The sequence below is a fragment of the Kribbella sp. NPDC004875 genome (genome assembly GCF_042873375.1).
GTDB lineage: Bacteria > Actinomycetota > Actinomycetes > Propionibacteriales > Kribbellaceae > Kribbella.
Genome location: NZ_JBIALI010000004.1, coordinates 527,684 through 551,593 on the forward strand (window position 1 = coordinate 527,684; position 23,910 = coordinate 551,593).

Consider the following 23,910-nt stretch of genomic DNA (forward strand, 5'->3'; position numbering starts at 1 on the left):
TCACCTATGACCGACAGTTCTCACGCGGAGTTCCGCATCGTGGGCGGCCACCCGGCCCTCGATCTGGTGAACACGGTCAGCCCGCGGTTGCCCGCCGGCGAACCTGAGCACGACTACCTCGCCTCGCCGGCCGACCTGCTCGCCTGGAGCCGCCGGATCGAGCTCGTCGACGACGCGGACCGCACCGCGATCGAGGGCATCTGGGGGCATGCCCCGGAGCTCGCCGAGAAGGCCCTCCGGGCGACGCTCGAGATCCGCGAGGCGACGTACGACGTACTCGCACCGCGCGCGGACGGGGCAGTCGGGGCGGTCGTCGTGACCGACGGTGCCGCGTCGGACACTGCCTTTCAGGGCGAGCGATCCGCGTTCGAACGGCTGATGTTGCGGTGGTCCGCGGCTGCCGCGCGGTCGATGCTGATCCCCGACACCGACCGCGAGCAGGGGATCGCTGAGCTACTGGTCGGTACGTCGCCGGCGCAGCTCGTCCCGGACCGCCTGGTGGTGGCTGCCGTCGATCTGGTGCGGACCGTCGATCTGCGCCAGCTGAAGGCCTGCCCGGTCGACGAAGGCGGCTGCGGATGGCTGTTCCTGGACCGCAGCCGAAACGGGTCGCGCCGCTGGTGCGCGATGGAGGACTGCGGGACGCGCGTCAAGATCCGCAGGCTCGGCGAGCGTCGCCGGGCTACCGCCGTACCCGCCTTTTAGTGGTAGCGCAGCCGAACCTTCACTGTCAGCGATCGGCTCACGGGCCGAGAATGCGTGTCGAAAGGTGCGAACTGTCCCCCCGACCTGTCATCGTAGGCGGCCGGGCCTTCCGACCAGACGGGCCTGGCCTGTCCTGCCCCGAACAAGGAGCAGGCTGACGCAACGGAAAGTGGAGGATAGATGACGCAGGTGGCAGAGCAGCCGGGCAGTACTGCCGGGCGGCTCGGCTCGGTGGTTCTGGATTGCCAGGACCCACTCGAGCTCGCCCAGTTCTACTCGGCGCTGCTGGGGCTGGAGATCGACGAGAACGGAGACAACGACTGGCGGAGCCTGACCGGCCCCGGTTCGTCGCTGGGGTTCTCGACGCTGGCCTTCCGGCGTTCGGAGGAGTACGTGCCGGCCACCTGGCCCGGCACCGACGCGCAGGATCTCCACCTCGACCTGATCGTCGAGGACCTCTCGAGCGGCCACGCCACCGTGGTCGCCCTCGGAGCCGAGCCGCTCGACCCGCTGGACCCGCCGCCGGCCGAGAACGCGCGCGGCTGGCGAATCTACGCCGACCCCGCGGGGCACCCGTTCCGGATCTGCCTCGAGTGAGCGGTTGGAGAGCCCGTCCCGGTTCGGCCGGGACGGGCTCTTCGCATGTCAGGCCCAGGCACTGCTGCCGCGGAACGGGAAGTGCCGGCCCTCGACGTACGCCGGCCGTGGCTGGTAGCTGTTCACCCCCGGCTCGCCGCGCAGGTGGAAGGCGCTCGGGTACGGCGACTCCGCATCGGTGATCCGCGTCAACGTCGGGATGTACCGGATGGTCAGCCCGCAGCGCCGGTTCGGGGACGTGTTCGCGTTGCTGCCGTGCACGATGTGCGGGTGGTGCACCTCGACGTCGCCCGGCGCGAGCACCATGTCGACCGCCTGCGCCTCGTCCACCTGCACCGCGATCTCCTTGCCGAGCACGCTCTCGACGTCGGTATTGTCGCGCATCCCGGCCACCTCGCCGCGATGACTGCCCGGCACCACCCGGACGCAGCCGTTCTCCGGTGTCGAGTGGTCGACCGCCAGCCAGAGCGTCACGACCTCCATCGGGTCGAGCGGCCAGAACGCCGCGTCCTGGTGCCACAGCACCGGCTGACCTGAGTACGGTGGCTTCGAGATGTAGTGCGAGGCGAACAGCGCGATGTCGGGTCCGACGAACTTCTCGGCGATGTCGACGAGCCGCTCGTCACTCACCAGCCGGACCCAGAACGGGTCGTCGCGCAGATAGACGTGCCCGAGCTGCTCGGGCCGTACGTCGGGATGCCGAGCCTGCAGCCACTCGACATGGTCGTTCACTTCCTTGATCAGGTCCTGGTCGATGACGTCCCGGAAGATGACATAACCGTCGGTCTCATACATGCCTTCAGCGTGCGGGTCCGGCACCTCGGCGGACTAGCAGCGGTGCGACGAGAATTTGTACTGTGTTGATGTGCATCAGGTCCTGCGATTCGAGGCGCACGCGTTCGGCCGCCCGTACCACGCGGCCCGCGTGCGGATCCCGGCGCGCGCTCGCGACACCGAGTTGCACACGCACGCGGACTTCCACGAGTTCATGGGTGTCGTCTCCGGCGCCGGCGAGCACCTGCTGACGAGCGGCGTCGAGGTACTGCGTCCCGGCGATGTGGTGCTCGTCCGCCCGAGCGACCGCCATGCCGTCCGCGGTTCGGCGCCGGATGGTCTGGAGTTCGTCAACGTCGCATTCCCGAGCTCGTTGTGGCAGGGCTTCCTCGACCTGACGCGCACCGCCGGCTGGACCTCCCGCGGGCCGGTCGGCTTCCACCAACCCGCGGCCGTCCCCGTCTTCGAGCACGCCCTGGACCGTTTCCAGACCCACCCCAGCACCTATGACCTGCTGCGCTTCTGGACCGATCTCCTCGACCTACTCGCACCGGGGGAGCCAGGCGCACCCGGCGTACCCGATTGGCTTGCGAAGGCCTGTACGTCGATGCGCGCCGAGGAGAACCTCCGCGGCGGTGTACCGCGTCTTGTCGAACTCGCCGGCGTCAGCGCCGCGCACCTGTCCCGATCGATGCGCGCCGCGTACGGCGTCACTCCCACCGCCTTCGTCACGGACCTTCGCCTCGAACACGCCGCATCCTTGCTGGCAGCAACCAACGCCCCGATAGCCACCATCGCCACCCGGTGCGGCTTCACCAGTCAGTCCTACTTCACCCGCCGCTTCACCACTGCGCACGCCCTCACCCCGACCGAGTTCCGGCACCGATCGCAGCGCGCCTTCGTACCGTGAGAAGGTGTTGTCACCCGTCGCGGATGGGTTGACTCTGCGGGATCAGGTATCGCTGGTAGTCGGTCAATGGGGCGAATCCGAGCCGCCGGTACAACCGCACGCCCAGCTCGGTCGACTGCAGGAGCACGACGCGGGCACCGTGCTCGAACGCGGCCCGGACCGCCGCTCGCGTCACCGACTCGCCGAAGCCCTGGCGGCGGGCGTCCGTCCGAGTCGCCACCCAGTACACACCTGCCTCAGCGCCGGTAATGACGGCCATGGCGCCGGCCACGGGACGCCCGCCGACTCGTGCGACGAAGGCCGCGGTGTTCGGCGCGAGCAGTACTCCGGGCGAGGCGAAGTGGGCGACGGCCTCGACCGGCCGGCCGGTCTCGCGGAACAACCCTTCATGAACCGCGGCGAACTGGGCAGCTTCCTCGGCATTGGTGACCCGGACGACCTCGAGGCCCTTGGGGATGACAGCCATGTCGGGTGGCTTCTCGGTCGCCATCCCGACCGTGCTCGACCGAAGCCGCAGACCGGCGCGCGCCGCGGCGCGCACGAGATCTCTGTCGTAGTCGCTCGATGCCCAGAGGATCATCTCGCGACATCGACGGTCCGCGAACGACAGCACCGACTCCAGTACTGCGTTTGGGCCGGCAGTTGGGTCGAGACGGATCGAAGCGTTGTGGAACGCGCCCGGAAAAGGCCCGGCCGCGGCGACCAGCAGGACAGCCTGACTCTCGGAGATCGTGGCGGTGCCGCCGGCATGACTGGTGAAGAGTCGCATCGCAGCAGCGACATTCCTGACGCTCGCCCTGTGCAGCCCGGAGTTGTCCACGCCACCAGACTCTAGAACCCGGCTGTCACCTTCGCTCGATCAGATCGTCTCAAGGTACTCGGTAACCTCCGCCTGATTGAACCAGGCCGCCCAGCCGCCGACGTCGGCGTTGAACCGCGGATCGGTCAGTGAGAGATCCGCGCCGCGTTCCACCAAGAGCTTCAAGGTGTCCAGCTCGCCGTTGCCTGCGGCCAGGTGGGCGGCGGTGAAGCCGTCGGGGGTGCGGGCGTCGACGGCGAAGCCGAGGTTGGCGAGTTGCGGCACCAGGTCCCAGCGCTGAGCCGCCGCGGCCTCGGCCAGGAGTCCTGGGCGCGAAGCCGGCGGGAGTTCGCCGGCCAGTGCGTCCGCGAAGGGGTCCTCGGCGTGGGTGCCTCGGTAGAAGTCGCGGACGGTGCCCACCTCCGCGCCGTGGTGGATGAGTTCGTCGAGGATGTGGAGGGCGAAGGACGTGCCGTCGTCGTCGGCGTACGGGCCGGCGACGTCGCCCATCGGGCGGTCGAGGTCGTCCTGGGAGAGGGCGGCGAGGCGTTGCCGCCAGACGTCGTACGCGTGGTCAAGGGCGTCCACGGCGGCTGCGGCGGAGCCTGGTACGCCGGGAGCGTCGCCCGTCGCTTCGTGACCGAACCAGGTCGCGGTGCGCTCGGCCTGCAGGATGTCGATGATGTGGGTGATCCGCCAGGCCAGCGTGGTGAACGGTGCCGGCGCGGGCGGGATGGGCGACGAGTCGGCGACGTACCCGTTGGCGTTCTTGCGGACGGTCCAGCAGCCGTCGAACGGTTCCCAGAAGTACTCCTCGTCGGTCAGGCCCTGCATGCGCTGCCGCAGACGCTGCCAGGCGAAATCGGAGAGGTCCAGGAGGTTCTGCGTGAGCGTCGTCATGTCTGCACCGTAGAACGACCTGCGGACAGAATCGGTCCGCAGGTTCGGTCCGGAACCACCAGCGAGGTCCGCTTCGCCGCCACCGACCTAGGAGCGTGCGAGATCGCCGAGAAGCAGGTCGGCGCGTTGCACGAACAGGTATGCCTCCTGTCGCGCGGCTACGGCGCGTGCCCGCTCGGCCAGACGTACGGCGGTGCCTGGGTCGCCGAGCCTGTCCGCCAACTGGGCTCGGACGAGCAGGAGCAGACCGTCAGCGGACCGCTGCCCGTAGCGGTCCCGGAGGGTGCCGGCCTGGTCGAGCGCAACGGCCGCGGCGTCCGGAGTACCGGCTGCCAGGCGCATCTGCGCGAGGAGCGCATACCAAGTGGAGACGCAGGACCGGATCGGGTTCGTCAGGTTGGCGACGATCAGCCGCTCGGCGGCGTCCGCGGCCGCACCAGGGTCGCGACCGCTCACCGCCAGCGCCCAGCATCGCGCCAGGCGGAGGTAGGTGCCGAGAAAGCCGAACGAGAACTGCGGATCCGCCGCGATCCCACGGTCCGCGACCTGCAGCGCCCACTCCGGGTCGCCGACGACGGAGGCGACGCGGGCAGCCATGCACGTCGCGACGGCGGTCGCGTAGGCATCGTCCCCCGCGCCCGCGACGAGCCCGTCCAAAACCTCCCGGGCACGAGCGGACTTCCCGTGGTAAGCGCCGATCTCGGCCAACGTCGCCGCGATCAGCAGCCGGAGTCCGTCCCAGACCGGATCAGGGCGCTGGTCGTCAGGCTGCGCGGGAGACGCCGTCGCTGTCAGGTGGCGATACGACGCTCCGACATGTCCGAGGTGCCACTGCTGAATTCCCCACGCGGCGTCCCCATAGCCGCGGACGACCGGATCGCTGGAGCTCGATCCCTGCTCCAGCAGGCGGTCCGCCAGGATGCCGCTTCTTCCGTGCTCGAGGCCCTGCACGTGCGCGGTCCACCGGGAGAAGAGGAAGCTCGCGGCCTGGCGCTCGTGGCCGAGTGTCTTGGCCACTGATTCCGCTCGTTCCAGGAGGTCGACGGACGCGGCGCCGTACATGGATCGCATCCCGGCTACCGCGATCAAGCGGGAAAGCGCCTCCAGTTCGAGCTCGGGCAGGGCCGCTCCGCGTGCTCGCTCGACGGCCCGGACGAGGTGCCGCTCGGCATCGCGGAGCGCGGTCTTCGCGGTCGCCCGCGCCCCCGCCCGGAGCAGGGCTGCGACGGTGCGCGCCGGGTCGACGAGCGGACCAGCCTCCCAGAGATGGTGCGCCGCTCGCTCGGCGAGCGAGTCGTCGTTCGTCCGCACGGCCTCGATCGCGTCGGCGATCGCTTGGTGCAGCGACGCGGCGCGGGCGGGCGGAACGGTCTCGCAGACCGCTTCGCGGACGAGATCGTGGGCGAAGCAGTAACCGAAGGGATCTCCCGGCACGGGACCGGCGAGACCGAGGTCGCGGACCGGTTCCAGCTGCTCGAGACAGGTCGCAACGTCGGCGACCGCGATCCGTGCGAGCAGCACCAGGTCGACAGTCCGGCCTGCGAGCGCGGCCGCCTGCAGAAGCTCCCGAGTGCCGGGGTCCAGCGCGTCCATGCGGTTGCGAACTACGTCCCGGACGGTCAGCGGGACACCACTGCGCAGCACGGACTCCTCGGTGAGGGTCTTGCCGTCGCTAAGGAGCCGCGCCACCTCCTGTACGAAGAACGGGTTGCCGGCGGTTCGCGCGTGCACCGCACGGGAGACCTCCGCCGCGGGCAGATCGCCCGTCTCGCGTCGCATCAGTTCGGCAACACCCAGCTCGGCGAGCGGTCCGACGAGAAGGCGGCGATGGCCCCGGATCCGGCTCGCGGCGGCGAGGGCCCTGGCCAGCTCGACGCCGAGCGACGGGTCCCGGTTCCGCAGTGCCGCGACCACGGCGGTGCGGGCGGGGAGCCGGGCGACGACATGGTTGAACAGGTGCAACGAGGCGGGATCCGCCCAGTGCAGGTCGTCGAGGACGATCAGCAGGGGGCGCTCGGCCGCCGATTCGGAGATCACCCCGACGACCTCTTCGAACAGCCGGAACCTGGCGCCGTCATCCGGGACGGCCGGTGCTGGTCCGGCGACTTCACGAGTCTCGGTGAGGCGGCTGAGATCACCAGTGAGCCACTCCGCGCGACGAGTCGTCGACCGGCTCTCGAGGAGGCTCCGGACGACCTCGACCCACGGCCACAGCGCGGGAGCGCCGCCACCCTGCAGGCCATGCCCCCAGACCACACGCGCGGCCCGATCCTGGGCGTGCTGGGCGATCTGCTGGAGGAGGCGGGTCTTGCCGATGCCGGGCTCGCCCTCGAGCAGGACGACAGCCGTCCCAGCCGCGAGCGCCGGCTCGACCGCGCTGCGGAGCAGGTTGACCTCCTGCGCCCGGCCGACCAGCTCACCGTCGACGGTGGCGGCCGTCGCAGTCCGGACGGAAGGCGGGGTGGGCAGGGAAGTCTGCTCGAGTACCTGCCGCTGGGCGGAACGCAACGCCGCGCCGGGGTCGATCCCGAGGTCGTCCGCGAGCCGGTGGCGGATCACGTCGTACGCCGTCAGCGCCTCAGCCTGCTGCCCGGCGGCGCACAGCGAGCGGACCAGGCCGGCGTGTACCGGTTCGTGGAGGGGAGACATGGTCGAGGCGAGGTGGAGTGCCGGCAGCACCCGGTGCGGCTGGTTCAAGGAGATCGCGAGCTCCGCCGCGTCAACACAGGCGCCGAGGAACTCGTCGTCGAGTCCGGCGAAGACCGCGACAGCGGCAGGGCTGTGCGCGGCGCCTCCTCCGGCCGGTCCGCTCCACAGCTCCAGCGCGGCAGCGTACTGGTCGAGCGCGGCTGCTGTCTGAGACTTGTCGAGGGCCGTTCGCGCCGCGGTGACGAGTTGCCGGAAGCGCGCGAGGTCCAGGACGTCAGCACCGGCGGTACACAGATACCCGTTGGTGGTCCGCGCGACGTACGCGCTCGGTTGCCGCGCTTGCAGGGCGGGTTCGAGGAGCCGGCGGAGCGATCCGACGTACTTGTGGATGGCGTTCAACGCGCTGGCCGGTTCGTTCTCGCCCCAGATCAGGTTGATCAGCTCGCCGGGGCCGATCGGTCTCCCGGCGCGAGCCAGCAACAGCGCGAGCAGACAGGCCTGCTGGTGTGGACCGGGGTCGACCTCGACAGAACCGTGCCAGACCCGCAGCGGACCCAGGACCTGCAGCTTCAGCGAGCCGACCACGCCCCAAGGCTTCCCGTCGACGCTTCGAGGTACGAGCGTCTCCGTCATGTCCGGCCCCCTCGCCGATCGTCCGTCCCCCGTGGCAGCCGCCGTCACGCGCTTCGGTCAAGTCGAACTCTAGGGGCTGGAGTCGTGCTCCAGCCAGCGATCAACTGCAAATCCAGTGGCCGTCAACTGCGGCTCCGTACCGTCGGACGCGGCGTGCACGCTCTCGCCTCCGGAGCGACTGCCCGCGGACCACGTCGATCGAGAAGGCGAGAACACCATGGCAACGATGACGACCTCCGACGGAGTTGAGCTGTTCTACAAGGACTGGGGGTCCGGGCGCCCGATCGTGTTCAGTCACGGCTGGCCGCTGTCGGCCGACGACTGGGACAACCAGATGCTGTTCTTCCTCGGTCAGGGCTTCCGGGTCATCGCGCACGACCGCCGCGGACACGGGAGGTCGGCCCAGGTCTCCGAAGGCCACGACATGAACCACTACGCCGACGATCTCGCGGCGCTGGTCACCCACCTCGATCTCCGCGACGCCGTGCACGTCGGTCACTCGGCCGGCGGTGGCGAAGTGGTGCGCTACCTCGGGCGCCACGGCGAGACCCGCGTGGCGAAGGCGGTGCTGATCAGCTCCGTCGTACCGTCCCAGCAGCTCACCGACGCGAACCCTGACGGCCAGCCGCCGGAGGCCTTCGCGGGTCTCAAGCAGGGCATCGCGGCGAACCGGTCGGAGTTCTTCCGCGCGGTGGCCGCCGGGCCGTTCTACGGGTACAACCGGCCAGGTGCCGAACCGTCCGAGGCGATCATCCAGAACTGGTGGCGCCAAGGCATGATGGGCTCGGCGAAGGCTCAGTACGACTGCGTCGACGCGTTCGCCCAGGAGGACTACACCGACGACCTGAAGAAGATCAGCGTGCCGGTCCTGGTCATGCAAGGCGACGACGACCAGATCGTTCCCTACCGCAGTACCGCGCCGCGGGCCGTCGAGATCCTCGCGAACGCCACCCTCAAGACCTACCCCGGCTGGCCGCACGGCATCCCGACCACGAACGCCGACGTGATCAACGCGGATATCCTCGAGTTCATCAAATCCTGAGGCGTCGCCGCCGGACGCATTCCGATAGATTTCGCGGAACCGCCCGCGCCGCGCGGTGACGGGATCGTCGGAGAGCGAAGGTGGGTGTCGGTGACGGAGCAAGAGCAGCCCCGGAGCCGACGCCACCTGTATGCGGAGATGACCCGTCACGAGGTGGTGAGCTCGGCGCGGAAATTGTTCGGCCGGTACGGGTACGCGCAGACCACCGTGGAGCGCATCGCCCGGGATGCAGGGGTGTCACCGGCGACGGTGTACGCGCAGTGCGGCGGCAAAGAGGGCCTTCTCCAGGCATTGATGGACCTGTGGACCACCAGCAGCCTCGTGCGGAACATCATCGCCGAGTGCGCGGCCGCTGAGTCGGCGCGCGCCAAGCTGGATGCGCTGGCCAGGGGGTACGTCGCGGTCTATGCGGAGTCCGGGGACATCATCCAGATCGTGACCCGGGCCGCGGCCGGCGCGCCCGCGGCGGAGGCGTTTCTGAAGGTCGCCGACGAGCGTCAGCAGAACGCGCTCCGGGAGATCGTCACAGATATGCGGGACGCCGGCCTGGCCAACGGGATCACTGTGGAGGAGGCCGTGCAGGTCATCTTCTTCCACTTCCGGTACGCGCAGTTCGCGCTCGCCGCGGACGACTTCGGCTGGGGTGTCGAACGCGCGACCCGCTGGCTCACCGAGCGGGTCGCGTGCGCGATCCTGAAGACCTAGCTGTCGGCCAGGGCCTTCCGGATGCGCTTGTCCGAGATCGGGTACGGCGTGCCGAGCGTCTGCGCGAAGCGGCTGCCATCCGGACCCGGTCGCACTAGTTGCCAAGGCACCGGTGTCGCACCGTGGGACCTGGTCGCCCGGCTTCGCGTCCAGGCTCCGGCCGAGACCGCCGCGAAGTACATCCCGGCCGTCGCAAGGAGTCGTCGACTGCTCCTGCGTTCGTCGCATCGACCGATCGGTTGATGTAGCGCCCGGGCCGCGCCGGGATTCTCGAACCATGACAGTGATCGAGATCGAGAACCTCCGCAAGACCTACAAGTCGAGGACAGCGCTCGACGGCATCTCATTGACGGTGAACCGCGACGAGATCCTCGGCATCGCCGGGACCAACGGAGCCGGCAAGACCACCCTCGTCGAATGCGCGTCGGGCCTCCGGCGGCGCGACAGCGGCGTACTGCGTGTCCTCGGACTCGACCCGCAGACCGACCGCCGGGCCTTGCAGCAGCGGATCGGGGTGCAGTTGCAGGAGTCGGCGCTGCCGGACGCGCTCCGGGTGGGCGAGGCCTTCCGGCTCTATGCCGCCTTGTACGACGATCCCGTCGACTGGCGCGCGTTGATGGACGAGTGGGGTTTGACGGACCGGCGGAAGTCCCGGTTCGGGAGCCTGTCCGGTGGATGGAAGCAGCGCGTGTTCATCGCGCTCGCGCTCATCGGCAACCCCGAGGTGGTGTTCCTCGACGAACTGACGACCGGCCTCGACCCGATGGCCCGGCGTACGACGTGGGGCCTGATCGAGCGTCTGCGTGCCACTGGGCTGACCGTCGTCCTGGTCACGCACTCGATGGACGAGGCCCAGGCGGTATGCGACCGGGTGGCGATCGTGGACGCCGGCCGGGTGATCGCCTCCGGCAGCCCGCGTGAGCTGATCACCTGGACACAGACCGATTCGCTGGACAGCGCGTACCTCGCACTCACCGGAAGAGACCTGTCATGAAGGGCTTGTCGCAGGTCGTCAGGACCGAACTGAGGCTGATCGTGCGGGATCCGATGTCGGCGTTCTTCGCGCTGGCGTTCCCTGTCGTACTGCTCTGGGTGAAGATGCGCGGCGGCGACGATCTGCCGAGTGGTACCCGGGAGATCGACGCCACCGTGCCGATGCTGAGCGTGTTCGTGATCGGTCTGGCAGCGCTCGTCGTGTTACCGGCGACACTGGCGCAGTACCGCGAGCGCCGGATCCTCAAGCGGCTCCTCGCGACGCCGGCCGCTCCGGGCATGCTGCTCGGTGCCCAACTGGTGGCCCATCTCCTGCTGGCGTTGTCGGGTACGGCGGTCGTCGTGGTCGCCGGCGCGGCCGGGTTCGGACTCGGCGCGCCCGCGAACGTGCTGAGGGTCGCGGTCGCATGGCTGCTCGGTGCGCTGAGTCTGGGGGCGCTCGGGATGCTGATCGGCGCGCTCGTGCCGAACAGCCGGAGCGCGACGCTCGTCGGCCTCTCGGTGTTCTTCCCGATGGTCTTCGTGTCCGGCGCGATGGTCCCGCGCGAGCTCACGTCCGGCGTGATGCGGACGGTCGGGGACCTGACCCCGATGGCGCCGGCGGTCTCGACCTTGCGCGCGGCCTGGTCCGGGGACGAGCAGTCCACCACTACCCTTGCCGTCATGGCGCTCATCACCGTCCTCGCCACGGCGGCCGCGGCGAGGGTCTTCCGCGCATGAACCCCGGCCGGTCGGACCGGATCCTGCCCGCCCTTCCTTATCTCTTCCTGCTGCTGCCGGCCACCTTCGCCCTGATCGCGGACTGGCGTCCGTTCCTCCTCGGTCTCGTCGTCGCGACCTTGCTTTGGACGGTCGCCCTGTCCACATGGAGCACCTGGCTCTACCTGGCAGGGATGCTCGCGTTCCTCGCTGCCCTCGTCCATCAGGACCCCTTGTTCTCCATCACCGGCGTCGGGCTGTTCGTGCAGATGTTCGCGATGCTGCACGGCTGGAAGGCCTACGCCGGCGTCGCGGCGACCGCGGCCGTCATCGTGCTGGCGCGACCGCGGGGGACCGACAGCGTGCGGGACCTGCTGGCCTCCTTCTTCGTCGCGGTTCTGATCGCATCGGTCACCGGCCTGCTGTTCGCCGCCATCTCCCGGCAGAGCGAGGAGCGCCGGCAGCTCATCGAGCGGTTGCGCCGGCTGACCGACGAGAACGCCCAGTTGCAGGCGGATCTGCTCGGGAGCGCCCGGCTGGCCGGTGTACTGGAGGAACGGCAGCGGATGGCGCGGGAGATCCACGACACGATCGCCCAAGGCCTGACCGGAATCCTCATGCAGGTGGAAGCCGCCCAGGAGAACCGGCCCGCCGAGCGTCTCGACACGATCCGTACACTCGCCCGCGACAGCCTGGAGGAGGCCCGCCGCTCGATCAACGCGCTCCGGCCGGAACCGCTGACCGCCGGCCTGAGCGCAGCCTTGTCCGTCGCCCTGGAGCAGCAGGTCCGCGAGTGGTCGGCGCGGACCGCGGTCGTGACGACGGTGTCGATCACCGGTGACCCTCGGCCCCTGCATCCCGAGGTCGAGGACACGCTGCTCCGGGTGGCCCAGGAGGCACTGCACAACATCACCAAGCACGCCGATGCGACGCGGGTGGGCGTCACCCTGTCGTACCTGGACGACGTGGTCGCTCTCGACGTCCGCGACGACGGCACGGGGTTCACCCCGGGTACGACGGAAGGCTTCGGGCTGATCGCGATGCGGCAGCGGGTGACGCGGTTGGCGGGATCGTTCGCGGTCGAGGCCGCGCCGGGCGCCGGCACCGGGATCTCGGCAACGGTCCCGGCGATACCTGCCCCGGAACATCAGGCCCCAGAAGATCGGGCCCCGGAAGATCAGGCCCGGAAAGATCTGGTCGCGGAAGACCGGGAGGGCTGATGCCGGTTCGGCTGATCGTCGTTGACGACCACCCGGTAGTCCGGGACGGGCTGCTCGGGATCTTCGCGGACGACGAGGCGTTCGAGGTCGTGGGGGAGGCAGGCGACGGCCCGGAGGCGCTCGCGCTGGCGCGGCGGACCGAGCCGGATGTCGTGCTGATGGATCTCCGGATGCCGAAGCTGTCCGGGGCCGAGGTCATCCGGCGATTGCGCGAACAGCAGCCGGGTATCAAGGTCCTCGTCCTGACCACGTTCGGCGACGATGCCGACGTACTGCCGGCGCTCGAGCAGGGCGCGACCGGTTATCTGCTGAAGGACACGCCGCGGGCCGAGCTGCGGAAGGCCGTGCGGGCCACGGCACGAGGGGAGTCCGTGCTGTCGCCGGCAGTGGCAGCTGTGGTGACCAAGCGACCCGATCGCCGCGACACCCTGAGCCCTCGCGAGCTGGAAGTTCTCGCCCTGATCGCCGGCGGCGCGACCAACCGCGACGTCGCCACCCGGCTGTTCATCACCGAAGCCACGGTGAAGACCCACCTGATCCACATCTACGCGAAGCTCGAGGTGAAGGACCGGGCCGCCGCGGTCGCGACCGCCTACAAGACCGGCCTTCTGCGCCGGTGACCCGGGCCATCACGCGTCCTGGAGCGCCTTCCGGATGCGCTTGTCCGAGATCGGGTACGGCGTGCCAAGGGTCTGCGCGAAGAGGCTGACGCGGAGCTCTTCGAGCATCCAGCGGACCTCGAGGAGTTCGGGGCTCGGGTACTTGCCGGTCGGGACGGCGCGTAGGCGTTTCTGGTACTCGTCGGTGAGCGTCTGCACGATCGCCATCCCGGACCGGTCGCGGGCCGCGTTGGCGCCGAGCTTGTCCAGGCGCTGTTCCATGCCCCGCAGATACCGGACGAGGTCGGGCAGCCGCTTGGCGCCGGTCTCGGTGATGAAACCGGGGTGGACGAGCGCTTCGAGCTGACCGCGGACGTCCGACAGCGCGGCGAGCAGGGTTGGGCTCGACGCCCGGGAGATCTGCTTGTCGACCGTCCGGACGTTCGCGAGGACCTGCTCGACCTGTCGCAGAATCGTCAGCACCGTGTCCGCGAGCTCCGACCGTACGGCGTCGCGCAGGATCGAGAACGCGGTCAGATTCCACGCCGGCCCACCCGCACTCGCCATCAGTTGGTCAACGGCGGCCGAGATCGCGTCGTCCAGGAGTTCGCCGACGTTGCGATGCGGCCCGGCCAGCAGCGTCAGCTTCTGCGCACTGCTGAGTTGTCGTTGTACGACGTCGATCACCGACGGCATGGTCAGCAACAGCAGGCGTCGGGTGCCGCTCCACATGGCCGCGGCCTGGTCGCGCTCGGTCTCCTGGAGCCGGATCGCCACGGTCTTGCCCTCGTCGACGAGGGCCGGGTAGCCGGCGACGGTCAGGCCGTTGCGGTGCTCGTAGAAGCTCCTCGGCAGGTCACCGAAGGTCCAATCGGTGAGGCCGGACTTCTCCAGTCCACTGACCGCCTTCGACGCGACCTGTGAGATCGCGGCCGTCGTCTTCGGCTTCAGCTTCTCCTTGAGCTTCGCCAGATCCTTGCCCTCGGCCACCGTCTTGCGCTTGTCGTCCTCGACCCGGAACGTCATCCGCAGGTGCTCGGGCACCCGGCTCCAGTCCCAGTCGCCCGGCTCGATCACGACGCCGCGGAGCTCGCGCAGCGCGCGGGCCATCGCGTCGGTCAGCGGACCCGACGCCGGGTCGAGCTGGGGGAGGATCTGCCGCGCGTGGTCGGGCGCCGGCACGATGTTCCGCCGGATCTGCTTCGGCAGGGACTTGATCAGCGTCGTCACGAGTTCCTCGCGGAAGCCCGGCACGGTCCATTCGAAGCCGTCCGCCGACACTTGGTTGAGCACCAGCAACGGGATGTGCACGGTGACACCGTCCGCGTCCGTCCCCGGCTCGAAGGCGTACGTGAGGCCGAACGTCATCCCGTTCTGCACCCAGTGCAGCGGGAACTCCTCCTCCTTGACCTCGGCGCCCTCGCGAACCACCAGCGAACGCTCGAAGTCGAGCAGGTCGTGGTCTCGTTGCCGGGCCGTCTTCCACCAGGTGTCGAAGTGCCGCCCGGTGACGACCTCGGCGCCGATCCGCTCGTCGTAGAACGCGAACAGCGTCTCGTCGTCGACCAGCAGGTCGCGCCGCCGGGTGCGTTCCTCGAGCTCTTCGACTTCCTCGATCAGCTTCCGGTTCTCGTGGAAGAACTTGTGGTGCGTGTCCCAGTCGCCCTCGACCAGCGCGTGCCGGATGAACAGCTCGCGCGACACCTCCGGGTCGACCTTTCCGTAGTTCACCTTGCGCCGCGCGACGATCGGTACGCCGTACAGCGTGACCTTCTCGTACGCCATCACGGCACCGGCCTTGCGTTCCCAGTGCGGCTCGGAGTACGACCGCTTGATCAGGTGCGGCGCGAGGTCCTCGGCCCATTCCGGTTCGATCTTCGCGTTCACCCGCGCCCACAGCTTGGACGTCTCGACCAGCTCGGCGGCCATCACGAACTGCGGCGGCTTCTTGAACAGCCCGGAGCCTGGGAAGATCGCGAACTTGGTCCCGCGCGCCCCGAGGTACTGGTGCTGGTTCGACGGGTCCTTCATGCCGAGATGACTGAGCAGGCCGGACATCAGCGAGATGTGGACGGTCTGCGGGTCGGCCGGCTCACCACTGTTCAGCCGGACGCCGATCTGCGTCGCGATCTGCCGCAGTTGCGCGTAGATGTCCTGCCACTCGCGGACCCGGAGGTAGTTCAGGTACTCGCTGCGGCACATCCGGCGGAACTGGTTCCCGGACAGCTCCTTCTGCTGCTTCTTCAGGTAGCTCCACAGGTTCAGGTAGCCGAGGAAGTCGCTGTTCGGGTCGCGGAACCGGGCGTGCGCCTGCTGGGCCTGCGCCTCGGCATCCGTCGGGCGTTCACGCGGGTCCTGGATCGACAGGGCGGCCGCGATCACCATGACCTCGCGGACGCAGCCGTGCTTGTCCGCCTCGACGACCATCCGGGCCAGCCGCGGGTCGAGCGGGATCTGCGCGAGCTGCCGCCCGACCGGGGTCAACCGGCCGCCCTTCGGGGTCTCGATCGCGCCGAGCTCGGTCAGCAGTTGCAGGCCGTCGGTGATGCTGCGTTTGTCCGGCTCGTCGATGAACGGGAACGCGGCGATGTCGCCGAGCCCGATCGCGGTCATCTGCAGGATGACCGAGGCGAGGTTGGTGCGCAGGATCTCGGGGTCGGTGAACTCCGGGCGGTTCTCGAAGTCCTCCTCGGAGTAGAGCCGGATGCAGATGCCGTCACTCGTCCGGCCGCTGCGGCCCTTGCGCTGGTTGGCGCTGGCCTGCGAGACCGGCTCGATCGGCAGGTGCTGGACCTTGGTGCGATGCGAGTACCGCGAGATGCGCGCCGTACCGGGGTCGATGACGTATTTGATGCCGGGGACCGTCAGTGAGGTCTCGGCGACGTTGGTGGCGAGCACGATGCGGCGGTTCGAGTGTGACTGGAAGACGCGGTGCTGTTCGGCGTTCGAGAGCCGGGCGTACAGCGGGAGGATCTCGACGGCGCCGGGCTTGCCGCGCTGGGCGGCGTACTTGTCGTTGAGTGCATCGGCGGTGTCGCGGATCTCCCGCTCGCCGCTGAGGAAGACCAGTACGTCGCCGGACGCCTCGTACTCGAGTTCGTCGACGGCGTCGAGGATCGCCTGGGTCTGGTCGCGGTCGATCGTCGACGGGTCCTCGGGGTCGTTGACCGGGCGGTACCGGACCTCGACCGGGTAGGTGCGGCCGGAGACCTCGACGATCGGCGCCGGGGTGCCGTCGGCGGCGGCGAAGTGCGCCGCGAACCGCTCCGGGTCGATGGTGGCCGAGGTGATGATCACCTTGAGGTCGGGGCGGCGGGGGAGCAGGCGCTTGAGGTAGCCGAGGATGAAGTCGATGTTCAGGCTGCGCTCGTGCGCCTCGTCGATGATCAGGGTGTCGTACCGGGTCAGGTCGCGGTCGCGCTGCAGTTCGTTGAGCAGGATGCCGTCGGTCATCAGCTTGACCAGGGACCGCTCGCTGACCTTGTCGGTGAACCGGACCGCGAACCCGATGGTCTCGCCCAGCTCGGTGCCGAGCTCCTCCGCGATCCGCTCCGCGACGGTGCGCGCCGCGAGCCGGCGGGGCTGGGTGTGGCCGATCATGCCGTGGACCCCGCGACCGAGCTCGAGACAGATCTTCGGGATCTGCGTGGTCTTGCCGGACCCGGTCTCACCCGCGACGACCACCACCTGGTGCGCGCGGATCGCGTCCGCGATCTCGTCCTTGAGCTGGCTGACCGGCAGCTCTTCGGGGTAGGTGATCTCCGGTACGGCGTTCCGGCGTACCTCGACCCGCCGCTCGGCCTGCTCGATCGCGCCGACCACGCCCTGCAGCGCCTGCTCGCGCTTGCGGGCTTCCTTGGTCGCCCGCACCCGCTCGAGCCGCTTGCCGAGCTGCTCCCGGTCGTAGACCGTCAGGTCGTCCAGCCGCGCGACGACATCACTCAGACTCGGCCCACCCTCGGTGCGCTCACCGTCGGACGACGCGCCGGCGGCGGCCGTCTCGGGGGAGGCGGGCCGCTGCCCCTTCCCGCCGCGCCGCCGGCGCCGGCGGTTGGCCGGGTTCGACGTCGTCGGGGTCGACGGGTTCTGGGTGGGGGCTGGGGATGGACTCGGGGACTCGGTCCGGGCATCAGGCATAACCCGACCAGTTTAGGCGGCCCACCCCAGCCACTCACCCGGATTACGTCAGTCGTGCGCCGACGGCACCTTCACCGCGAGGACCGGCACCGGGGACTCGAGCAGCACGCGCTGGGCGGTGCTGCCGAGGATGAGTTTGCCGACCGGGCTGCGACGGCGCAGGCCGAGGACGATCAGTACGACGTCCTCGGCCGCGGCCGCCTTCAGGAGCGCGCCGGCCACATCACCCTCGGAGACGGCCTGCTGCACCACGACGTCGACACCGTGCTCGCGCAGCTTGGCCTCGGCGGCCGCCAACTCGTCGGCGTTGGCGTAGCGGGCGTCGATGTAGGCGTCGCCGCGACTGGTGTTCAGCAGCAGCACCGTGGCCCCGCGCAACTCGGCCTCGGCCGCCGCCGCGGTCAGCGCCGCCTCACCTTCGGGCGTTGGTACGTATCCGACGAGAATCTTCACGGCTTCACTCTCCCATGGGCGGACGTGCACCACTCACCAACCACGCGGGCCCCGCCCGTTCCCGCCCGCTCCCCGCTTGGGTGACCGCCGGGCGTGGCGCGAAAGGCCGCTTGGTGGGTGGTGCAGGTCCGCGTCAGTCGTCCTCGCCGAAGCTGAGTCGTTCCCTGGCCGGCTCGGTACCCCGGATCCGGGCGACGATGCGCGGCAGGTACGGCACGAACAGCGCGAGCACGGTCAGCACGATGATCACCAGGCTGAGCGGCCGGGTGACGAACACGCTCGCGTCCCCGTTCGAGATCACCAGCGACCGGCGGAACTGCTCCTCCATCGTCGGCCCGAGGATCACGCCGAGGATCACCGGCGCGATCGGGAAGTCCAGCTTCCGCATGAAGAAGCCGGCCAATCCGATGACCAGCGCCATCAGCACCTCGTACCCGGAGCCGGACAGCGAGTACACCCCGAGGCACGCGAAGACCAGAATCCCGGCGTACAGGAGGGGACGCGGGACCTTGAGGACCTGGACCCAGATCTGGATCAGCGGCAGGTTCATGATCAGCAGGATCAGGTTGCCGATGTACAGCGACGCGATCAGCGTCCAGACCAGCGTGCTCTGCTCCTCGAACAGCTGCGGTCCGGGCTGCACGTTGAAGATCTGGAAGGCCGCCAGCATCACCGCCGCGGTCGCGGACGTCGGCAGGCCGAGCGTCAGCAGCGGCACGAGAACGCCGGAGAACGATGCGTTGTTCGCCGCCTCGGGCCCGGCGACGCCTTCGATCGCGCCGTCGCCGAACTCGTCCCGGCCCTTCTTGCGTGCCTGTCGCCGCTCGATCGAGTACGACAGGAACGTCGGTACTTCGGCCCCGCCCGACGGGATCGCCCCGAACGGGAACCCGAGTGCCGTACCCCGCAGCCACGGCGCCCACGACCGCCGCCAGTCGGACTTGTTCAGGTACCCGGTCCGCAGCCGCCCCTTCTCCAGTACGGCGGGACGCTCCGGCGTCGACCGGAGTTTGGATGCCACGTGCAACGTCTCGCCGATCGCGAACAGCCCGACGATGACGATCACCACGTCGATCCCGTCCAGCAGCCGGAGCGTGCCGAACGTGTACCGCGGCGCACCGGACAGGCTGTCCAACCCGATCAGCCCGATGAACAGGCCGACGGTCAGTGACAACAGGCCGCGCACCATCGAGTGCCCGACGATCGCGGTGACCGCGACCATCGCGAGCAGCGTGATCGCGAAGTAGTCGGTGGCCTGGAAGTGGCCGGCCAGGTCGCCGATCGGTTTCGCGACGAAGGTCAGCAGCACGGTCGAGATGGTGCCGGCGACGAACGAGCCGATCGCGGCGGTCGCCAGGGCCGCCCGGGCGCGCCCGTTCAGCGCCATCTTGTGTCCCTCGATCGCGGTCGCGACCGACGCCGACTCACCGGGGGTGTTGATCAGGATCGACGTGGTCGAGCCGCCGTACATCGCGCCGTAGTAGATGCCGGCGAACATGATGAACGCGCCGATCGGGTCGGAGAAGTTGAAGGTGATCGGCAGCAGCAGCGCGATGGTCAGCGCGGGCCCGATGCCGGGCAGGATGCCGACGAGCATGCCGAGCGTGACACCGAGGATCGCCCAGAGCAGATTCATCGGGTCGAGGACGGTGCCGAACCCGTGCAGCAGTTCGCCGAAGACGCTCAGACTGATCACAGGCCCAGCACCCCTCCCGGCAGCGAGATGTCGAGGAACTGCGTGAACGCGACGTAGACGACGACCGCGAGGACCACGGCGACGACGATGTCCCGCACCAGTTGCCGGCTACCGAGCACCCGCGCGGCCGCGAAGAACAGCAGCGCGGTCGAGAGCACGTACCCGAGCGGTACGACCAGGAGCGCGTACAGGACGAGTAGCGCGGACACGGCCACTGGTTCGAACCAGCTGCGATCGCTGCTCGGGGCGGCGCGAGGCGATCGCAGCCCTTCGATCAGGTAGGCGATCGAGAGCACGAGCCACGCCGCCGTCACCAGCAGCGGGAAGAATCGCGGACCCGCCGGGTCCAGCCCCTTCGGACTCCGGATGTCGAACACCCCGACCAGGAACGTCGCACTCAACACGACCAGGACGACCGCGGCGATGATCCGCACGAGCCGCGACGCCTCAACTTCGACATCCGAAGCCTTGACCTCACCGGCCTCTTGTTCCGTGGCACTCATATGATCCCCAGTTCCTTCTCGAGGGCCTGGACTCGGGTGGTTTCCTCGGCGATGAACTTGGTCGCGTCGTCCCCGGTCTTGAAGAACTCGGTCCAGCCGTTCTTCGTGCGGATCCCGGCCCACTCCGGGGACTTGTTCACCTGGGTGACGAAGTCGATCAGGCGCTGCCGGTCGGCGGGCGGGATGTCGGGCGGTGCCACGATCGCTCGCCAGTTCTGGACCTCGGCGTCGTACCCCTCGGACTTCATCGTCGGGAGCTGTTTGCCGTTCAGCGTGATCGGCTCGGTGCCGGAGGTCGCGAGGACGCGCATCTTGCCGGCGGTGATCTGCTCCTCGAACTCGCTGAGTCCCGAGATGCCGACGGTCACGTCACCGGACAGGATCGCCGCGGTCGCCTCGCCGCCGCCGGAGTAGCTGATGTACTTCACCTTCGACGGGTCCGAACCGGCCGCCTTGGCCAGCGTGCCCGCGGTGATGTGGTCGGTGCCGCCGATCGTGCCGCCGCCCCAACTGACCTTCGACGGATCGGACTTGTACATCTCGACCAGGTCCTTCAGGGACTTGATCGGCGAGTCCGCCTTCACCACCAGCACCTCCTGCTCGGCGGTGATGGTCGCGATCGGGGTGGTGTCGGAGACCGTGACCTGGGACTGGTTCAGGGTCAGCGCGCCGACCATCACCAGGCCGGTGATCATCAGCGTGTGCGGGTCCTTGCGGTTCTTGGTGGCGAGCTTGGAGATGCCGACGGCACCGCCGGCGCCGGTCACGTTCACCACCGAGACCGCTCGGTCGCCGAGCAGATTCTTCTCCTGGATCACGTGCTGGAACTGCCGGGCGGTCAGGTCCCAGCCGCCACCGGGCGCGGCGGGCACCATGATCTCGACGTTGCGACTCGGGAAGTCGCCGGCGACGCTGCCGCCGTCGAGGGTCTTCTCCAGTACCGAGCAGCCGCTGAGCAGCAGACTGCCGGCGAGTCCCGCGGCGACCAGCGCCGAGCGGGGTCGCGACATGAGCACTACCTCCTGTGGGCGAGGAGCAATTCCGGCGACCGTAGCAGCATTCCACCAGGAGGTACAGAGATTCCGTTCTGTGGCACGCGCGGCTAGAGTCGGGGCATGAGTGAAGGTGACGGAGTACGGAGTGTGCACCGGGCGCTGGACCTGCTCGAGCGGTTCGACGACGAGCATCCGACCTGGACGCTGGCCGAGCTGACGAACGCGAGCGGCCTGCCCAAGACGACGGTCCTCCGGCTCGTCACGACCCTCGAGCAGCGCGGTCTGGTCGCGGCGATCGGTCCGGGCAAGTATGCGATCGGTCCGGGCTTCCTGCGCTGGTCGCGGCTGAGCAGCGCCACGATGGAGATCCCGCCGGCCGTCCGGGCGTCGATGGGCAAGCTCGCCGCCGACACCGGCGAGACCGCCAACCTGTACATCCGCGTCGGCCGCACGCGGGTCTGTCTCGCGCAGGCGCCCGGCTCGCTGAGCGTCCGGCACATGGTGGTCGTCGGGTCGTCGATGCCGCTGTGGGGCGGTGCCGCGTCGAAGGTGCTGCTCACAGACCCTCCGGTCGTCGACGCCGACCCGTCGCTGATCGAGGAGCTCGCGCTGGAGGCGCCGCGCCAGCCGGGGTACGCCAAGGCGCTGCGCGCCGCGGTGGCCGATGCCGCCGCGCGCGGGTTCTCGGTCAGTCATGGTGAGCGCGAACTCGGTGCTTCGGGTGTGGCGGCCCCGGTACGGCGTACCGACGGGCGGGTCGTGGCGGCGATCGCGATCGGCGGTCCGACGACGCGGTTCAGTGACGACCGGCTGCCGTCGTACATCACCGCCGTACGCCGGTGCGCGGAGACGATCGTCCGGACAGGGTGGAGCGGGTTCAGTGCGTCCTGACGCGGATCTGCTCGCCGGCGTGCGGGTGCTGGACCTGACCAATGTGCTCGCGGGCCCGTTCGCCGGCTATCAGCTGGCGTTGATGGGCGCTGACGTGATCAAGGTCGAGGTGCCCGGGTCGGGCGACCTGGCGCGGAACCTCGGCGGTGATCCGGAACTGTCGAAGGACGGTCTGGGGATCTCGTTCCTGGCGCAGAACAGCGGGAAGCGTTCGATCACGCTGGATCTCAAGAACGACCGCGGACGCGAGGTGTTCGAGCGCCTGGTCCGCGAGGCCGACGTCCTGCTGGAGAACTTCCGGCCGGGGGTGCTCGAGCGGCTCGGGTTCCCGGTCGACGTCCTGCGGTCGCTCAATCCGGGTCTGGTGTACTGCGCGGTCTCAGGCTTCGGCCAGACCGGTCCGATGCGCGGCCGGCCGGCGTACGACCAGATCATCCAGGGGCTGTCGGGAATCATGAGCGTGACCGGTACGCCGGAGACCGCGCCGATCCGGACCGGGTTCCCGATCGCGGACACGCTCGGTGGGTACGCCGCGGCGTTCGCGATCTCGGCCGCGCTGGTGAAGCGGGCCCGCACGGGGGCGGGGAGCTTCCTTGACGTCTCGATGCTGGAGACAGCCGTCGCGGCGATGGGCTGGGTGGTCTCGGACTACCTGGTCGGCGGCCGCAAACCAGGTGCTATCGGCAACGAGAACGCGACGTCGGCCCCGTCTGGCACGTTCCGCACCGCGGACGGTGGACTGAACATCGCGGCCAACAAACAGGAGCAGTACGTCGAGCTGTGCCGGCGACTGGAGCGGCCCGAGCTGATCGTGGACGAGCGCTTCGTCACGCGGGAGGCGCGGAAGGCGAACCGTTCGGAGTTGAAGGCCGAGCTGGAGAAGACCCTCGAGCAGCAGCCGGCCGCGCACTGGGACGAGCTGCTGGCGAATTCCGGCGTACCTGTGGCTCCGGTGCTGACGGTCGAGCAGGCGCTGATGATGCCTCAGCTCGCGGAGCGGGAGCTGTTGCACACGGTCGAGATGCCGGACGGGCGGGACCGCGAGCTCCGGGTGCTCGGGAGCAGCGTGCATGTGGACGGCCGTTCGGTCGGTCCGTCGTCGCGACCGCCGCGGCTCGGTGAGCACACGGACGAGATCCTCACCGAGCTCGGCTACACCCAGGACGAGATCGACACGCTATGGCGGGAGGGCGGGACGTGACGACGGACAGGGCGGGCACAGGGGCGGACACGGCGGCGGACTGGTGGGCCACCGGGATCTCCGACATCGAGCCCGGGGTGATCCGGTTCCACGGTTACCCGATCGAGGAACTGATCGGAGCGGTCAGCTTCCCGCAGATGATCTGGCTGATGATCCGCGGCGAACTGCCGACGCCGGGGGAGGCGCAACTGCTCGAACAGACCCTGGTCGCCGCGGTCGATCACGGCCCGCAGGCTCCGTCGATCGCCGCGGCGCGGATGGCGGCCTCTTGCGGCCTCGCGCTGAACAACGCGATCGCGACCGGCGTCAACCTACTCGGTGACGTGCACGGTGGCGCGGGCCAGCAGTGCCTGGAGGTGCTGTACCAGCTGGTCGACGCGGGAAGCGATCCGGAGACCGCCGCGCGCGACCTCGTCGCGTCGTACAAGGCTCGCAAGGCGTATGTGCCCGGCTTCGGTCACCGGTTCCATCCGCGTGATCCGCGACGGGACCCGCTGATCTCCGCGGCCCAGCAGGCGGTTGCCGACGGCACCATTCAGGGGAGGCACCTCGAAGTCGCGCTCGCCCTCGAGGCAGCGCTGGCTCCGATCCCGATGAACGTCGACGGCGCGACCGCCACCATTTACGCCGAGCTCGGCCTGCCCGCCGAACTCGCGCGCGGCCTGTTCATCCTGTCCCGTTCGGTCGGCCTGCTCGCGCACGCCCACGAGCAACAGCAGGAGCCGACCCGGATCAAGGGTCCGCTGCCCAAGTCCGTGATCCCGACGTACACCGGTCATCCGCCGCGCTCGCTCTGACCGGTTAGGGTC

At 69.4% G+C, this 23,910-nt stretch carries 22 protein-coding genes; 12 read left to right on the forward strand and 10 right to left on the reverse strand.

Features of this window, described 5'->3' with window-relative positions; genetic code table 11:
• Positions 1-6: 6 nt before the first annotated feature.
• Positions 7-705, forward strand: a complete 699-nt coding sequence (locus tag ACFYRH_RS24750) for a CGNR zinc finger domain-containing protein (RefSeq protein ID WP_387779700.1) — start codon at positions 7-9, stop codon at positions 703-705.
• A 180-nt stretch (positions 706-885) separates the two neighbouring features.
• Positions 886-1,302, forward strand: coding sequence for a VOC family protein (locus ACFYRH_RS24755; RefSeq protein WP_387779703.1), 417 nt, complete (start codon positions 886-888; stop codon positions 1,300-1,302).
• Between the two features lie 48 nt (positions 1,303-1,350).
• On the opposite strand, the gene ACFYRH_RS24760 is transcribed toward ACFYRH_RS24755, so the two are convergent.
• Complete coding sequence (locus tag ACFYRH_RS24760; RefSeq protein ID WP_387779706.1) at positions 1,351-2,097, reverse strand: phytanoyl-CoA dioxygenase family protein; 747 nt, start codon at positions 2,095-2,097, stop codon at positions 1,351-1,353.
• 70 nt (positions 2,098-2,167) lie between these two features.
• Here ACFYRH_RS24760 and ACFYRH_RS24765 point away from each other — a divergent pair, with 70 nt between their 5' ends.
• Complete coding sequence (locus ACFYRH_RS24765) at positions 2,168-2,986, forward strand: AraC family transcriptional regulator (RefSeq protein ID WP_387779709.1); 819 nt, start codon at positions 2,168-2,170, stop codon at positions 2,984-2,986.
• Between the two features lie 10 nt (positions 2,987-2,996).
• Here the strand turns inward: ACFYRH_RS24765 and ACFYRH_RS24770 are convergent, their stop codons facing one another.
• From ACFYRH_RS24770 to ACFYRH_RS24780, 3 genes are all read right to left on the reverse strand, one after another.
• Positions 2,997-3,755 carry a GNAT family N-acetyltransferase gene (locus ACFYRH_RS24770; RefSeq protein ID WP_387779712.1) on the reverse strand — a complete coding sequence of 253 codons (759 nt, stop codon included), beginning with the start codon at positions 3,753-3,755 and terminating at the stop codon, positions 2,997-2,999.
• Between the two features lie 90 nt (positions 3,756-3,845).
• Entirely contained in the window at positions 3,846-4,685 is an 840-nt protein-coding gene (locus ACFYRH_RS24775) for a DinB family protein (protein ID WP_387779715.1), read from the reverse strand.
• An 87-nt stretch (positions 4,686-4,772) separates the two neighbouring features.
• Positions 4,773-7,967, reverse strand: coding sequence for an ATP-binding protein (locus ACFYRH_RS24780; protein WP_387779718.1), 3,195 nt, complete (start codon positions 7,965-7,967; stop codon positions 4,773-4,775).
• Positions 7,968-8,193: 226 nt separating this feature from the next.
• On the opposite strand from ACFYRH_RS24780, the gene ACFYRH_RS24785 reads away from it, so the two are divergent.
• Both ACFYRH_RS24785 and ACFYRH_RS24790 read left to right on the forward strand, forming a co-directional pair.
• A complete protein-coding gene (locus ACFYRH_RS24785) occupies positions 8,194-9,009 on the forward strand; it encodes an alpha/beta fold hydrolase (RefSeq protein WP_387779721.1) in 816 nt (271 codons plus the stop codon).
• Between the two features lie 90 nt (positions 9,010-9,099).
• Positions 9,100-9,714 carry a TetR/AcrR family transcriptional regulator gene (locus ACFYRH_RS24790; protein WP_387779724.1) on the forward strand — a complete coding sequence of 205 codons (615 nt, stop codon included), beginning with the start codon at positions 9,100-9,102 and terminating at the stop codon, positions 9,712-9,714.
• Here ACFYRH_RS24790 and ACFYRH_RS24795 read toward each other — a convergent pair.
• Complete coding sequence (locus tag ACFYRH_RS24795; RefSeq protein WP_387779727.1) at positions 9,711-9,824, reverse strand: DUF3418 domain-containing protein; 114 nt, start codon at positions 9,822-9,824, stop codon at positions 9,711-9,713. The two genes, ACFYRH_RS24790 and ACFYRH_RS24795, sit on opposite strands and share 4 nt — an antisense overlap.
• 167 nt (positions 9,825-9,991) lie before the next feature.
• Between ACFYRH_RS24795 and ACFYRH_RS24800 the strand changes: the two genes are divergently transcribed.
• From ACFYRH_RS24800 to ACFYRH_RS24815, 4 genes are read left to right on the forward strand one after another with little or no spacing between them, the layout of a single operon-like run.
• Positions 9,992-10,708: an ABC transporter ATP-binding protein gene (locus ACFYRH_RS24800; protein ID WP_387779730.1), complete on the forward strand. Its 717-nt coding sequence runs from the start codon at positions 9,992-9,994 to the stop codon at positions 10,706-10,708.
• Positions 10,705-11,427 (forward strand): ABC transporter permease, encoded by a 723-nt coding sequence (locus tag ACFYRH_RS24805; RefSeq protein ID WP_387779733.1) that lies wholly within the window; start codon positions 10,705-10,707, stop codon positions 11,425-11,427. Before ACFYRH_RS24800 ends, ACFYRH_RS24805 begins: the two co-directional genes overlap by 4 nt.
• Complete coding sequence (locus tag ACFYRH_RS24810) at positions 11,424-12,626, forward strand: sensor histidine kinase (RefSeq protein WP_387779737.1); 1,203 nt, start codon at positions 11,424-11,426, stop codon at positions 12,624-12,626. The genes ACFYRH_RS24805 and ACFYRH_RS24810 overlap by 4 nt, the downstream gene beginning before the upstream one ends.
• On the forward strand, positions 12,626-13,246 hold the full coding sequence (locus ACFYRH_RS24815) for a response regulator (protein WP_387779740.1): 621 nt from the start codon (positions 12,626-12,628) through the stop codon (positions 13,244-13,246). Before ACFYRH_RS24810 ends, ACFYRH_RS24815 begins: the two co-directional genes overlap by 1 nt.
• Before the next feature lie 9 nt (positions 13,247-13,255).
• On the opposite strand, the gene hrpA is transcribed toward ACFYRH_RS24815, so the two are convergent.
• The 5 genes from hrpA to ACFYRH_RS24840 all read right to left on the reverse strand — a co-directional run bounded on the left by hrpA (position 13,256) and on the right by ACFYRH_RS24840 (position 21,024).
• Positions 13,256-17,362 (reverse strand): ATP-dependent RNA helicase HrpA, encoded by a 4,107-nt coding sequence (gene hrpA / locus ACFYRH_RS24820; RefSeq protein WP_387779743.1) that lies wholly within the window; start codon positions 17,360-17,362, stop codon positions 13,256-13,258.
• A 48-nt stretch (positions 17,363-17,410) separates the two neighbouring features.
• Positions 17,411-17,815 carry a universal stress protein gene (locus ACFYRH_RS24825; protein WP_387779746.1) on the reverse strand — a complete coding sequence of 135 codons (405 nt, stop codon included), beginning with the start codon at positions 17,813-17,815 and terminating at the stop codon, positions 17,411-17,413.
• Positions 17,816-17,948: 133 nt separating this feature from the next.
• Positions 17,949-19,511: a tripartite tricarboxylate transporter permease gene (locus ACFYRH_RS24830; RefSeq protein ID WP_387779749.1), complete on the reverse strand. Its 1,563-nt coding sequence runs from the start codon at positions 19,509-19,511 to the stop codon at positions 17,949-17,951.
• Positions 19,508-20,014: a tripartite tricarboxylate transporter TctB family protein gene (locus ACFYRH_RS24835; protein WP_387779752.1), complete on the reverse strand. Its 507-nt coding sequence runs from the start codon at positions 20,012-20,014 to the stop codon at positions 19,508-19,510. Before ACFYRH_RS24835 ends, ACFYRH_RS24830 begins: the two co-directional genes overlap by 4 nt.
• Positions 20,011-21,024, reverse strand: coding sequence for a Bug family tripartite tricarboxylate transporter substrate binding protein (locus tag ACFYRH_RS24840; protein WP_387779755.1), 1,014 nt, complete (start codon positions 21,022-21,024; stop codon positions 20,011-20,013). The genes ACFYRH_RS24835 and ACFYRH_RS24840 overlap by 4 nt, the downstream gene beginning before the upstream one ends.
• A 105-nt stretch (positions 21,025-21,129) precedes the next feature.
• Between ACFYRH_RS24840 and ACFYRH_RS24845 the strand changes: the two genes are divergently transcribed.
• The 3 genes from ACFYRH_RS24845 to ACFYRH_RS24855 are packed head-to-tail and all read left to right on the forward strand — an operon-like array spanning position 21,130 to position 23,898.
• Positions 21,130-21,900 carry an IclR family transcriptional regulator gene (locus ACFYRH_RS24845; protein ID WP_387779758.1) on the forward strand — a complete coding sequence of 257 codons (771 nt, stop codon included), beginning with the start codon at positions 21,130-21,132 and terminating at the stop codon, positions 21,898-21,900.
• Positions 21,890-23,101, forward strand: coding sequence for a CaiB/BaiF CoA transferase family protein (locus ACFYRH_RS24850; RefSeq protein WP_387779761.1), 1,212 nt, complete (start codon positions 21,890-21,892; stop codon positions 23,099-23,101). Before ACFYRH_RS24845 ends, ACFYRH_RS24850 begins: the two co-directional genes overlap by 11 nt.
• The gene (locus ACFYRH_RS24855; RefSeq protein WP_387779764.1) at positions 23,098-23,898 is read left to right on the forward strand and encodes a citryl-CoA lyase; all 801 of its coding nucleotides are present in this window, start codon (positions 23,098-23,100) and stop codon (positions 23,896-23,898) included. The genes ACFYRH_RS24850 and ACFYRH_RS24855 overlap by 4 nt, the downstream gene beginning before the upstream one ends.
• Positions 23,899-23,910: the final 12 nt, after the last annotated feature.